Annotated in this window: 6 protein-coding genes; all 6 read right to left on the bottom strand. The window is 43.9% G+C overall.

What is annotated here, in order from left to right:
- Window positions 1–39: 39 nt before the first annotated feature.
- Window positions 40–1,275, bottom strand: coding sequence for a glycoside hydrolase family 88 protein (locus tag ACFSKL_RS08215; RefSeq protein ID WP_376885214.1), 1,236 nt, complete (start codon window positions 1,273–1,275; stop codon window positions 40–42).
- A gap of 201 nt (window positions 1,276–1,476) precedes the next feature.
- Window positions 1,477–3,789 carry a heparinase II/III domain-containing protein gene (locus tag ACFSKL_RS08210; RefSeq protein WP_376885213.1) on the bottom strand — a complete coding sequence of 771 codons (2,313 nt, stop codon included), beginning with the start codon at window positions 3,787–3,789 and terminating at the stop codon, window positions 1,477–1,479.
- Window positions 3,790–3,917: 128 nt separating this feature from the next.
- Complete coding sequence (locus ACFSKL_RS08205) at window positions 3,918–5,927, bottom strand: glycoside hydrolase family 97 protein (RefSeq protein WP_376885211.1); 2,010 nt, start codon at window positions 5,925–5,927, stop codon at window positions 3,918–3,920.
- 177 nt (window positions 5,928–6,104) lie between these two features.
- Window positions 6,105–7,865, bottom strand: coding sequence for a glycoside hydrolase family 43 protein (locus tag ACFSKL_RS08200; RefSeq protein ID WP_376885210.1), 1,761 nt, complete (start codon window positions 7,863–7,865; stop codon window positions 6,105–6,107).
- A gap of 62 nt (window positions 7,866–7,927) precedes the next feature.
- Window positions 7,928–13,456 (bottom strand): cellulose binding domain-containing protein, encoded by a 5,529-nt coding sequence (locus tag ACFSKL_RS08195; RefSeq protein ID WP_376885209.1) that lies wholly within the window; start codon window positions 13,454–13,456, stop codon window positions 7,928–7,930.
- Between the two features lie 329 nt (window positions 13,457–13,785).
- Window positions 13,786–15,018, bottom strand: coding sequence for a DUF5013 domain-containing protein (locus ACFSKL_RS08190; RefSeq protein ID WP_376885207.1), 1,233 nt, complete (start codon window positions 15,016–15,018; stop codon window positions 13,786–13,788).
- Window positions 15,019–15,147 lie beyond the last annotated feature (129 nt).

The raw sequence follows: 15,147 nt of genomic DNA, 5'->3' as shown, positions 1-15,147 counted from the left end.
TAAACTTTAGTACTATCGATAAATTACTTGGCTGCCAATTTACAATTTGTCCAATACCAATTTACCTTCTTTGAGTTTTTTCAACCGGATCAATCCCTCTACATAGTAGTAGTCAGCATAATTGATGGAAGCATCGATCTCTGATCCTGCCGGGTAGTGTCCTGTAGAATGGAGTAAAAAAGCCGAATTGGCATCGCCACTTTGATAGCGCCCGGAAGAGAGTTCTACCAGCATCTTTTCTGCCAATGCCCTATACTTCTCCCCTTTTTCTTGACCTACATAACCCGCCAGTTCCAACAAGGCTGAAGCAGTAATCGCAGCCGCTGAAGCGTCCTTAGGAACATCCGGAATTCCGGGAGAAGAAAAATCCCAGTAAGGGATCAGGTCTTCAGGCAGCCGATCCAAATAGACATCGGTGACTTTCTGGGCAAAATCCAAAAACTTTCTATCTTTCGTTTCCCGATAGACGAGTGTGTAGCCATAAATTGCCCAAGCTTGCCCACGCGCCCACATGGTGGAATCCGCATAGCCCTGGTGGGTCACACCTTTGATCTTTTCTCCCGATTCCCTGTCATATACTACCACATGATAGGAAGTATGGTCCTCCCTAAAGTGGTTTTCCATGGTGGTTTCGGCATGTTCTACTGCAATATCATAATAGCTGCTGTCCCCTCCATTTTTGGAGCTCCAAAACAACAGCTCCAGGTTCATCATATTGTCCATGATGGTATTGTGCTGCGGCCATTCCATATTGGGTACTTCTCTAGGCCAACTCAATATGGTCCCTACATTTGGATTATACAAAGTAGTCAGTTGTTTTGCAGCATCATGGATCACCTGTTTGTATTCCAAATCCCCTGTCAAGCGGTAACCATTCCCAAAACTGCAGAATATTTGGAATCCAATATCATGGTCCATAGGCGGACGCTGGGAAAGTGGAGTTAAAAAACCCGTATACTTTTCAGTGGTATTTTTCCATTCATCTGTTTGGTCATATTCATAGAGATACCATAAGATTCCAGGCCAAAAGCCACTGGTCCAATCCTCCACCGAGACAAATTTCCAGTCCTTTTCTCCCTGATTGATGGTGCGGGGAAATATCGAATCCTCCGGGATCAGTTCCAGTGTTTTGGTAGCTTGAGCCAGACAGTAATCCAACTGGGCTTCAATATCAAATACATCTGGGGAATTTACATCTTTTCCCTGTTGAATGCCGCAAGCGGCCAAGATAAACAGCAAGCCTCCCGCAAACATCCCTCTTCTAAGTTGTATCATTGATTTTAGTTTAATTGGTTCTTTATTTATCTGTATATAATTTATCTGCAGACCTGCCAGGTTTGTATATACTCGTTAAACAAACCTGGCAGGTCTATGACATTTGCTTCGGTCTCCGGTCTTCTGACATGTGTCCGTCGTGGCGGATCAGATGATAATCATGCCTTAGTGTGACAGTCATGTCTGTCCGGTAGGAAGGCTCTATTTCAGCTTATTTTCAAACCGAAAAAAAGACAGTCCTGTACTTTTATCCTTTTCAAGTGACACTTCGTTTCCATTTAACTGAAGGAGATTGGTATTCCCCAAAACACCTAGGCTGACTTTAGCCGCTTTCTGGCCGTCCATCCAAAGTGATAAAGTGGAGGCAACATTCAGTTCTCCATAAAATTTGGACAAGGAATGGATCAATGTTTTTTCGTTCCTTCTAAGAATGCTTCCATGCCCTATAAATATGCTTTCGACATTTTCTACTTTGCTCCTGTTATCACCTTTTTCAAAAGTCAAAGCCAATAGGTAAGCATCTGTTTCCCAACCATTCATCACATTGGTACTGTTCCGGTGTTTCAACCTCCCATCGGCAAGCAGATTAAAATATGCTTCTGTTACTTTTCCTTCTTGGATGATTCTTACTCCCAAAAAGTCTTTCCCTTCAAAGCGCTCGACCTTAGGCAATTCCCTCTCATCTCCTTTCAGCAAAATGGCGTTGATAAATTTAGCCCTGGACTTTTCTTCAAAATGGCTGATAGACCAGTAAGGCTCCGGCTTTTCAGGATGATGGCCTTTATAGCCTTGTTTCTCCTTCAGTCTCATTTGTTCCGGAAAATCATGGGGTAGACCACCATTGGGGAATGTCTCTGGAAATAAAGGATGTACCAACACCTCTGCATCTCCCTCTTTTATGGAAAGATCCAGCCCCCTTCTTTCGGACTCGCCATTATAATGTAGCAACCATTCAAAACCACCTGCCTTGTGGGCTAGGAGATCATCAATCACCAAGATCACATCCCCTACCCAGAGAAAGCTTCTGTAATTCCTCCTCAATATATGCGCATAAGGTCCGGTGGCATCGGACAGGATATATTTGTAATCTTTCCCTTCGATTAGGTGGCGTAGAGATCCATGGTTTACTGTCCCGAAATAGGGATCTTTCCTATCCTGTCCTTCTCCATTGAAGAGGATAACATTATGTGCTTCACTTTGGCAGTAATATTCCGTGTACAGGGGATTTGCATAGGAAGAATTTTCAGAATCGATAATCAGGTTTTTGCCCTTATGAAAAAGGATAAAAGAGCCTGCATCAGCATGGGAATGATTCCAGCTAAAACCGGATTTTACGGCCAGCATTGTGGCATCCTTTTCCCATGAATTCCTGAGTGTCGCCCAATTCATATCCGGATATAACTTCGAAAACGGCAGGTCCGGCGTGTAATCATTTTTCAGCTCCGGCAACTCCGGGTAAAGTATCAGCCCATTGGGTGAGTCCAACTGAAGCCCTTCCCTATCAGCACCAGTACTGGAATGCTTGAGGTACCATGCATAGCGTTCCTTCTGATATCCCATATTGTACAACAGCACTACACAGGCATTCCCATTTTTGTCAATTCTGCTATCCCCGAAATTGACCGACAGGGGTTTTCCCTCGTTGACGTAGTAGGTGGTATAAATGAAAAAGTCAGCCATTTTTTCCAAAACAGGGAGCTCGGGCTGTTTGATCTCCGGCATCACATGTGTGATGGAATAGCGAAAAAACAAATACTGGGACACTCCAAAAGCTGCATAATTGATACTTTCGTAGAATCCACCTTCCTGATCAAAATGGGGGATTTTATTTTGCAGGACACTCCCGGAATAATTGACCCATTCCGGTGCTGTCTCAGATATCTGTCTTACCCAATTTTTGGCCTGCGGGATTTCGTCTCGTACTGCCATGGCTGCATACCCTGCCATATACACACATGCGCTCCACCAGTTGTGCCCCATGGTATCAAGGGTATGGAAGCTGGTCTGTGGATCTAGCCAGTCTCCCATCAGGGGTTCGATTCCCACACGGACTATACCTTCTGCAATGATATGCCTATCAGATTTGGACAGGTAATCATATGCTGCATCATATCCCAAGGCCATGTAAAAACAGGTGTGGGCGGTTTCCAAACCACCCTTCCATGGTGGGGTTCTATTCAGGAGATCATGCCCTTCCCAGGTTTCCCGTCCGGCATAATCCAACAGGGTTTTTCGGATAGCCTCCGCAAAACGCTTATCACCAGTCATCCTATAGACCAAAGACAATAGTTGACAATCCGGAGCAGACCAGCGATCCTTTTCCATCAGTCTTTCTGCCTGGCCCAATTTCACTTTCCAGGATTCTGCTACCTGCCGATCCTGTTCGACCTGTCTTTTGAGACGGGCGATGTTCTGATCCGAATGCAAAAGGTATTGCCTTTGCTGTGCCACAGCAGCAAAACTGTATACCAATGCGATCCAAAGTAAAAGAATTCCTTTTCCAATGCTTTTCATTCTTAGCAATCAATTTATATAGAACTATTTTTCACGGGTTTCGAATGCGACGCAATGGATTTTGTCTTCCTTGGGATCTCATTTTTTCCTTTGTATTCCATGCCCTGTATGTTTTAGGTGAATATCTATCAAAACCTACCTTTGGGCAGTCTTTTGTATTGCTTCATATCTGCTTCATTGGCAGGTTCCAAATGAAAGGCTGCCCCACCACTTGCTTTCAAGGCAAACTTCAAAACATCATTCTTGTCAACTACATACCGATGGATATTCACTTGGGTCCTACTTTGAACTTTCTCATCATCCTCATAAATATGGGCCACATATAGCTGTCCTTCTTCCAAGAAGTCTAGTGGAACTGACAATCTCCTGCCATCATTGTTTGTAATACTTCCCACAAACCAATCCTCTCCCGACCTTCTGGCTACACTGATGTATTCGCCAATCTCACCATTGATCACTTTGGTATCATCCCAAACAGTTTTGACTTTGTCAAAAAACTCAATTTCCTTTTCTCCTTGGTACAAATGAGGTTTGTCATACCAATACATGTACTGCAATGGGCTATAATACACCACAGAAAGAGCCAATTGATGGGCATGGGTGGTTTTGATGCGGTCATTGTAATAACAAATGGTGTAGTCTCCTGCCCCGGCTAGGTATCGGGTAAATGGTAGGATCGTATTGTGGGTAGCATCCGGCATTTCCTCATTGCCTCGGATGCCTTCCTGAGTCATAAGATTGGGGTAAGTTCTGCTGTATCCAGTTGGTCTATATTCATCATGTACATTGACCATCAGTTGATGATCCGCAGCCTTCCGGATCGCTTCATGCATCCAACTGGTCCACTTGTCCGAACCTACCTGTACAAAGCCAAACTTGATCCCTTTGAGACCCCAACTTTGATATAAAGGCAGTAATTCATCCAACTGCCAAGAAAGCGGTCTTTGATTGACATAGACGAAAATCCCTATATCCTTGGCAGCTCCATAATTGATGACTTCCTGTAAGTCCAAGTCTCGGTCAGGATCAATGGTGCTTGCATCAGTGGACATTTTCACTTCTGGACCATACCATCCCGCATCCAAATGGACGTATTGCAGGTTTCTTTCTACGGCAAAGTCCACCGCTTTTATTGCGGCTTCTGTGGTCAAGTCAGACCGAAAAACTTTCCCCGGCTTGATCCAAGAGGTATTGGCTATTTGGTTTTCTGGATTCAGGTTGAGGATCAAATCGTTGTTTTCCAAAAGCTTCCCAGGTTCATCAGCTGCCATAATCACTCGCCACGGTGTAGTGTATGGGCTGATCACATCCACTTTATTGTACAGGGAGGTTTCCAAGGTGTTCGCCTTGCTATTACTCAACCGGAACTTAGTTCTAGCAAAATCAACCAGACGGGCTTCGGTCAGTGACACTGTCAAACCATTTTCCAAGGTCAGGGTCAAGGGTCTTTCACTTTCATCCGGCCAGTCACGCAGTGGTCTCAGTTCATACGGCCCCTGTGCCCAGCGTTCATAATAAGCCATGGTTTCCCCAGGCAGGGTAAAGGAAGTCTGCTCCCCCGTAATATGTAGAAAAAGGCCATTGCTGGTCTCAGGAAAATGATAGCTAAAAGCGATTCCTTCATTGTAAGCCCTGATCACCAGGTTCATTCTGTATTGCTGTCGCTTATCATAAAACGTTCCTGAATGCCCTTCTTCCAACCCGTCTTTCGGATCGCCATATTTCTGAAAATGCAGTGTAAGTTCCTTGTATCTGTTTCTTATCAGATTCCTTTCACCATATAAAGGCTTCCACTCCTCATCCACTTGGTCATTACTAACCCCCATAAAATCCAGATTTTCGCTCCATAGATCAGCGGTATCATTTGGAATGTCCAAAGCAGATTCAAACAGTTGGTTTTCGATCAGCATCCCCAGCTCAGACTCCAAAATAATGGGCTTCCCCTTAAAATGAACCACATAGTACAATTGTTTCTTTCCCGGAGACAGTTCCTTTTGGTAAACCTCCATTTTGAAATCCCCATTGGGGGAGGAAATGGAAGTTCGGGTCGCTTCCAATACGGTCTGAGACTTTCCTTCAAAAACAACCCCTATGAATAGGATGATGATCGCAAATGTTTTTAGGTTAAATTTGAGCATGGGTAATCTGAAATTTATAATTCGTTTACACTTTATTTTTAAGAAACTTGCACATACCAACCAAAAGAAACCAAATAAAGGTTGGCACCTTGGGTGGTTGCCTGATACCATTTTAAGCTTTAGACCTTCCATGTTTTGGAAACCTGGAAGGTCTTGGAAGAGGACCATGACTGTATTTTACTCTTTTCCTACTCCATTGACACTGAACCAATCAAAATCTGCATAGCTTCCCATTCTCACATCCGCTTCACTGACCGTGAAAAGCCCCATTTTGGCAGAAATCCAAAGGTCTTTTTCCGCCTTAAATGGTAGGCCGATCGAAGTATAGTTTTCACCATCCTCGCTGTAACTGAAATAACAGGTTGCATCAGGAGCCCTTACATCCATTTTTAAATAGACTTCATTGGCTGAGAGCATTTTTTCTTCGATGACCTTTTCCGGATTTCCATCAATAGCAGCCATACAATTGACTTGCTGCACATAATAATTGCCATCTTTATAGGTAATGCCCACATAGGCATAGGATTGTCCCATCATGATCAAGCCGGCAGATTTTCCAGCTGTATTCCATTCAATACCCAATTTGACTTTGGTATTGGCTGAGAAGCTTGGAGCTGGCAACTTTTGCAACAAAAGATTGGGCTGATCCCAAAGGTTAGGCAACTCTTTCTTACTCATCGCAAACAGTCTCAAATAATCCGTACCCGGGATTTGGGCACTCCATTTCACCGATGGATTGGCGTACCATTGCCATTGGAGCCCAGGCTTTCCGTCTTTGAACCCATCAGACTCTTGGGGAGTGGCTTTGGGATAATCCCCGCCCACATCAGGTTTTTGGTAGGATTTCAAAGGCTCACCAATACCATTTCCATCCAAATCCTCGCCCATGAGTGGCCATCCTTCAGACCAGTTGATTTTATTAAGATGCAAAACACGTCCATAGACCCCTTGATCCTGAAAATGGACAAACCAGTCTTCTCCATTTTGGGTATTCACCCAAGCACCTTGATGGGGGCCATTGATGTCCGTCCCTCCTTGCTCGATGACCACCTTTTCTTCATAGGGTCCATAAATATCTTTGGATCTTAGCACCAATTGCCAGCCTTCTTCCACTCCTCCCGCAGGGGCAAAAATATAGTAATAGCCATCTTTTTTGTAGAGCTTCGGCCCCTCCACGGTATGGTGGTTGTCATGTCCACTGAATACGTTTTTCCCTTCGTCCAAAACCCTCGTACCTTCCACATTCATTTTACGTATGGTCAACAAACTGTTGACACCTGCACGACTACCTGCCCACGCATGGACAAGATATGCCTGATCTCCATCCCACAGAGGACTGGGATCGATAATCCCTTTTCCTTCCAATACCAAAACCGGATCGGACCATTTCTCACTCGGATCCTTCGTTTTGACCATAAATACCCCAAAATCAGGATCGCCCCAGTATATATAAAATTCGCCCTCATGATAGCGAATGGTTGGTGCCCACACTCCTTTGCTGTGTTGGGGGACTTCATAAACCTCATAGGGGATCAACCTGTGTACTGCATGGTTGATAATCGTCCAATTCACCAAATCTTTGGAATGGAGAATAGGCAATCCCGGCATGCAGTTGAAACTAGACACCGTCATGTAAAAATCATCCCCGACTCGAACCACATCTGGATCTGAATAATCCGCATACAACACCGGATTGGTAAAAGTACCGTCCCCTTGGTCACTGACCCATACTTGGGAGGCATATTTTTCACCCATATCCTGTGCATAAGACTCTTTTGTTCCTGCTAATTGAAGAATAAGGAAAAGGAAACAAAAAGCTTTCCATAGATAATCCGTACTAAATTCCTCTTTCATATATCTATAATTCATTTTCAATGAGCATAACTTGTCATGTGCCAAAGGTCGGAATGGCTTCTCCCGAATCAAACTTGTCTCCATACAAGTTTGATTCAGGAGAAGCTGGTTTAGTTGATGCTCATCCCAGTCTTGGTTTTATTGGGCTATTTGATCAGTTTTTTGGTGAGCACTTGTTCTTGATCCTGTATGGTAAGTACATAAATCCCCTTGCCCAACCGGGATACATCCACTTCAATATGCTGTGCATCCATCTCCATAGCTACCTTGACCTCTCCATTGTTATTATAGATAAGGATTTCTACAGCACCTTGTGGAATTTGGCTGCTTTCAATATGCAGCACGTCTTGGAGTGGGTTTGGATAGATGGTATAAGTGGTCTGCTCTGATACAGTCAACGCTACATTCCCAATTGGCTCGACACCAAATACCAATTGTCCCTGATAGTAAACAGTAATGTGGTCATTGAGCTCCAACTGGTTATTTCCCATGTAGGAGTGGTCATTGCTTTGGTCCAATACCGACCAGTTGGAATCATATAGCCTGAGCTGTATTTCCCCAGTCTGACTCAATGGGTGGAAAGCACCCAATACCGGGTCAAAACCCAATTCAAAGTAGTGGTCGGCTTGGTTTGCTACAGGATCCATGGCAATAAACTGACCGCTTAGATTCCCACTTCCCAACTCAACATAATCAATTGCGTCCACCATATCCCCAGAACCTTCTTTGGTAAACCAATACCGGAATTTCAGTTCCCCATAGTTGACGGGAATATTTCCTTTATTGGCAATTTCCAGTGTCAATCCGATATGCTTTTTACCTTTTTTATGGTTGGCATATACCTGTAGGTCGGTTTCTGGATCCACTTTCTCAGGCTCAATTCCCCACACCAAATGTCCATTCCTATACATGCTGATGTGTTCATTTTCTTCAAAGGATAAACTCGGTTTGTAGGAATGGTCGTTTGTTTCGTCCATGTCAGACCAGTCTTGATTGTTGAGACGGGATTGGATTACTCCAGAGCTACTTCCTGCAAGCAATGTATCCTGTGAAGAATCAAATCGATATTCGACATATCCGAAAGCATCTTGATGAGGTTGATCAAGGGGGATATACTCCATGTCAATGTTTTCTTTGCCCATTTCTGCATAATCTACCCAGGTATTGATTCCTGCGAAATTTTCCGGTGTAATCCAGTAGCGAACAGTAAGTTCATTCATTGCCAGATTTACCCCACTTTCATTGACAATTTTCAGATGGGGTTTAATGCTTTGGCTTGCTGTATTATTATTCCCTCCATCTCTATGCAAGACACTAATGTTTAAAGGGATAGATAAAAAACTTTGGTCCACATCCATGGCAGGATGGTGAAGACTATCACCTACCTGCGAAGCCGTAATAACACTCGTACCAAGCGCATTGATATGCAGTTTGTTTCCATCAACAATGGTAGCCACTGTGGTATCTGAACTGCTGAAAGTGACCGGTAAACCTGAGCTCGCAACGGCAGTAAGTGTGAAATCAGCGCTACCAATGTATGTTGCAGGAATAGAATCGAAACTGATTATTTGGTCTTTTTTGATAGTCAACTCAAACTCATCTGTGGTGGAACCATAATAATTGGTAGCTGTAATGACAACCGGGAAAACCCCTGTCATACTAGGTATACCGGAAATAATTCCTGTACAGTTGTCTATATTTAAACCCTCCGGCAATCCCGTTACTTCAAATTCTTTGGTCATGTTCAAAGCTTCAATTGGATAATGGAATTCCGAATCGAAGGTACCTTCCATCACATTCTCGCCACTAAATTCCGGTAAAATGGCAGGCAACCCCCAAAATTCAATTTCAGATACATTCCCTGATCCGTTTGGAGATAAATACCGAACATATCGATATCCTTTTTCAGATGAAATGACTTGGTCGGTATACACACCCGTAGCCGGAGCAGAGGTGACTGTAAACAAGGTATCTGCATCGCTAAAATCAGGAGAATTAGCTCCCTGAAACAGACCACCTTGCATGCGGACATTGTAACCATTCGGTCGGGGAGCATACCTTATCGTCTTAATAACACTCATACCATCAACGCCCAGATCATACCCTACCCAAGCAGTGCTTGTCGGAGCATCGAAAAACGAACCCAAATCTCCATCTACGGCTGCTGCTTTGGTTGTTGCAGGATTATTGCCCCAAGATCCATTTGTCCCAATTAACAGTCCTGTAAGCTTCATACCAAATAATGGACTTGAAGGTCGCGAATCCTCGCTCTCACCGATGCTATTGACAGTTGAAACAGTATAAAAGTAATCTACACAATTAACCACATCAGTATCCGTATAAGTGGTGTCCGTTACATTTGCAATCAATTCAAAAGGACCTTCGATCCCAGTAGCCCTTTTCACATTGTAACTATCTCCATCAGAGTCATTCCAGCTTACCGTAATCTGGTTATTTCCTGGAACAAATGACAGGTTTTTTGGTGCTACAGGCGGAAGGTATCCAGAAACAATATCATTTATTTCACTAACGCTTAATGGCTTGCTATAAATCTTAAAATCATCTACATTCCCTACCAATAAAGGATCAGGCCATTGGGATTTGCCAATCCAGTTTTGTGTAGTAAACCCCAGACTAGATGGGTTGAGTGTCATATTTTCGTTACGACCTACTTCTACACCATCTAAGTATAGAATGGCTATAGTGCCAGATTGGGTAAGTGCCAAATGATGCCACCTATCCGTTTCCAATCTAGAAGAAATATTGACTAGCTGTTCACCTGCCCCATTATTGATACCGTAACGCAAATTGCCGTTGGCACCATTGCTTGGTGTAAGAAACATAAAACTGTCTCTTCCTGAGCCAAAATCAAACACACGCGACCAATTCGCTATTTGATCAAGCTTTACCCAAGTAGAGATGCTAAAGTCCGTCAAGTGGCTTACGAGCCCTTCAGGGAGCGTCACATACCCGTCACTTCCACTCAGTTTAACCCCATTATTTATAAGCCCGGTTGTAAATGATGCGCTTGAACCCAATGTAGCATCGTTATTGCCCCAGGAATCAGCAGCCATAGTGCCCTGCATTTCATCAAATTCCCAATAAGCCAACTGTCCGGGAGTTGCCCTGACTTCTTCAGAATCCTCTGATTCACCCAGTTCATTTATGGCTGATACCACATAATAATAAGTGGTAGGATAATTTACATCGGTATCGCTAAATGAAGTGGTATCCGCACTGACAATGTTCGTATAAGGACCTCCACTTTCTGTCGCCCTCTTTACATGATAACTGGTAGCACTTATGCTTTCATTCCAGGAAAGGTTGATTTGCTGTCCTGATATCGATTTGGCTATTACTTCTTCAGGTGCCAGTGCAATATCTATTTGCGGGGCGGCAGCTATCTCTTCGGAATCAGAACTTTCCCCTGAAAGACTGCTGGAAGAAACCACATAATAATAGGTTTTCCCATTCTCCAACCCTTTATCTGTGTACTGGGTAATATTAAGATTTGTAGCCAACACTTCATAGGGATCTCCAATTGCCACAGAGCGCTTTAAGGTATAACTGGAAGCACCGATCACTTCGTCCCAATCCAGCTCAATCTGGGTATTGCCAGATGATGCAGATAAATTGGAAGGTGCTTCAGGTACGCCCCCATCAAGTCCTGTGATGGAGACATGCTCATATCGGGTAGTGTTCAATGAAGTAGTATTTCCGGAACTATTGAAAAGACCTACATAGACTTCAGTACCCATTTCTATGGTGCGACTGCCTACTTCAAACCACACATCTTTGTTATTTGATTCATACACTGTAAAAGTATTCCCGGTACGGGATATTCTGAACCATATTTCGGGACGCCAGGTATAGCGATTTCCACCTATCCATTGCATACTTGTTCCTGTTCCTGTACGCACACCCATTTCAGCGACACGCCAGCCCGCGTCACCTATTTTCATCAGTACGGTCTTAGCATCGGGATCCAAAGACTCACGAATCATGATCCCTGTTTTTTGCAAACCTCCGAAGTCTGCTACCCTTGCGGTGAGCGTTACATCCCCCGAAGCAATTCCATAGGTGAATCCCAGAGCATCGGAAGTTCCGCCAACGCTACCTGCTCCCGTGGTGATAAAAGTGTGTCCGGTATTGACCTCAGCATATACAGCCTCACCTTCAATGCTCAAATTGCCTATGTCTGCACGGGTCCATCCAATAGGCAATATTTCTCCTCCTTCCACAGGGGTAGCGGAGACCTCTTCTGAGTCCGGTCCATGACCGGCACGGTTATTCGCAGAAACCACGTAATAGTACGTCGTGCCGTTCTCCACATTTGAATCGGTATACCGGGGGTTGGTGCTACCACTTCCACTTGATATTTCTACATATGGCCCACCGGGGGTAGTGGAACGCTTGATGGTGTACCCTTTGGCATCCATGCCTTCAGGTGCATTCCAGCGCAGATATACCCTACCCATACCTTCATTTGCGAAGAGCCCATCCAATTGACCGGGAGGTGCCACAAAATCCAGTGGAGATTGATCACTGTCCAGAGTGAAAGTGAGCGTACCGTGACCCAATTGATCATTGCTACTTTGGGAAAGCCTCATGTTTAGTGCCATGGCCTTGACATGGGGTGCTTCCAGTCCCTGTTTTACCACATAATGGTTATAGACTATTTCCCAAACAGGCTGGTCAAAATATCTTCCCAGGGCATTGATGGCTACCCAGCGGTGCCTCCGGTTATTGCAGCTATTGTATTCTTCAAAAAACGGCGCTTCTAGCGAAAGTGCACCGGTACGGGCTACATATTCGGCACCTTTCAAAAAGCGGTTGTCATCGTAGCCATACAGGTCCACTCCCTGGTTCCAGGCCATTTGACAGGTATTGGCCATCAACCCGATACCCAGCAGGCCATGTGACTGGTCCCTACCTGATTCCTGCCATTGACCAAAATTTCCCTGAACAAAAGGAACAGCATTTTTGATGCTGCCTGCACCGATCCCATTTTTGAAATACTCAATCCCTTCGTTGAATATATCCTGATCATCCACCAGAATACCGATGGCAATAAGGGCAGAAATATTGTTCAGATCCCAATTTGCCCAATAATAAGTAGGGCAGCGGCCATTGTGATTGGTAAGAAAGTCGTGACTTACAGGATAGAAATACTCCTTCATCATGAACTTGAACTTCTCAAAGTCTTCCGGTGCCCAGCCCTCATAGAGCCTCATGATCTCAGCACCCATGGCCAAAGCTGTAAAACCTATCCCTCCCAGCCCCAGGATATCCGTATTTCCTCCAGAGGGTATCTGGTTGACGGTATTGGCGTAGGCATTGTATATGCTTATTGCCTTCTCCGCATGGGCCACGTCCCCTGAGATGTACCAGCGAAGCGCATTCAAATAAGCCGCTTGTCCGTCTCTGTTCATATTTTGACGCTGGTTTGCATTTGCCAAAACCCCGCCAGATATACCATATGTAGAACTCGATTTCCAGTCGGAAACCAATGTATTCCAGCCTTCTACCCAGGGACTCTCCCCTGCTGCGACTTTTTCTTTCATTCGGTTGAGGTCTTCCAGTGTATGCAAGCCTCCTGGGTGGACAAATGTCTGTGATAAAGCATTGCCCATAAAAATAATTAACAGTATGAATGTAGTAAGGTAACTTTTCATAACATAAAATTTAAATTGTAGTTGTTGTGAAATTATTTGAATCTTGCTTCACACTGACCTATTCTCTTGTAGGCATGGTGAAGCGATAATGAACCATTCTCCCGTAAAAATATTTTGGGGAAACGTTTCCTGTTAATCAGTGTTGAGTTAGGTGTATTCCAACATCCTAAGTTTTGTCTTTATTGACTTCTGCTACTTCATCCAATAGTCAAATAGCTATAGCTAATATCATATTTTCTGCATCTCCAAGAGCAAAAACAATAGCACCCTTTACATCATTCTACACATAACTCAACACTATACTTTTGAAAAAACCTTTGTTTTTTCGTTTAGTTTTTAACTAACTTAATCCATTTAATTATGCAATAACTACCAGGATCAGCACCATTCCACTTCATATTCGCCAAGAAACCAAGCGAAACCTTTTGTGAAGTTTCGAGCTCAAAAGAAAATTCCTTCACCCCGCTTACACTGGGGGCAGATGCACCAATAACAGCATCATTCTCCAATTCTACATATCCTAATGATGAGGATAAATCTGCCAAAGAAGGGATTCCACTATCTCCACTTGCCACCACACAGTGAACAAATGAATTCGTCTGAATTTCCGAATAGTATTCAAATGAAACCGTATAGCTTCCAACCGGCAATTCAAAGGAAGTCGGTTGATAAACCTTTCCGTTTACAATCGGAGTATCACCCCAAGTTTCAAAGGCAATGTATCCGGGCTGGCCATTCCATTGCTCTCTTCCATATCCTCCTACAGACAATCCTTGTTCTACTTTATTAAGCGCTGCAGTATTGGTAATCCAAGGAGCCCCAAGGGTACCCCATCTACCATCTTTTCCATCTCCACGAACAAATAGACCGCCTCCCTCTATATCCCCGGTATTGCCAAGAAAATAAGGGGTAATATCTCCAGGTGCATTGGGATTGATAATTACTGGGTTTCCAACAACACTTACACTTCCAACTAGATAGGACACATTTCCAGTAGAGAATTCTTCCGGAGCTATAACTTTAATCTCATCATCTTTTACGGGAAGAATAACTTCCGCTTCAACATCACCAGCAAATGTTATGGTAAACAGAGATGCATCTGTCCCAAACCCACTTCCTGCTAGAGTGATGATATCTCCTGGAAGAGCAATGTTAGGTCCCAATATGCTATTAGACTTAACAGATTCAATTATGGGTAGTGGGATTACTGTGTATGAAGCCACAGAATCCTTTAAATGTGTCCAAACTTGCACTGAAATTTTGCCTGACTTGGCCAAGGGTGGGACTACTGCTTCCATAAGGCCATCTTCGTAATTGAGAAACTCTGTTACAGGCACACCATTGAAACTTACATGTGCAGCATCCTGATGTGTTCCAAAATTCCTGCCTGTGATCCTGACGATTGTTCCCGGATATCCACTCGCCGGACTAACGGCATCAATTTCTATTTCAGGATAGGCATATATCTCCGGTTCATATTCCGGCTGACATGATGTCGTCAGGACAATGCCCAGCACAAAGGCCAGGTATCCTTTATAATATTTTAGGTTATTCTTTTTCATCTGTGTATAATGTTTTTCTTCAACGATCACCCCTAATACTTGGGGCAGACTTTGGAATCTTTGATCAAAAACCCATCCCCGGTCAGCCTAAAGCTCCGGTCTGAATTTTCAATGTCGATTTTATGATTT

This window comes from Belliella marina (assembly GCF_042682445.1).
Classification (GTDB): domain Bacteria; phylum Bacteroidota; class Bacteroidia; order Cytophagales; family Cyclobacteriaceae; genus Belliella; species Belliella marina.
This window is presented reverse-complemented; position numbering and strand designations above follow the sequence as displayed.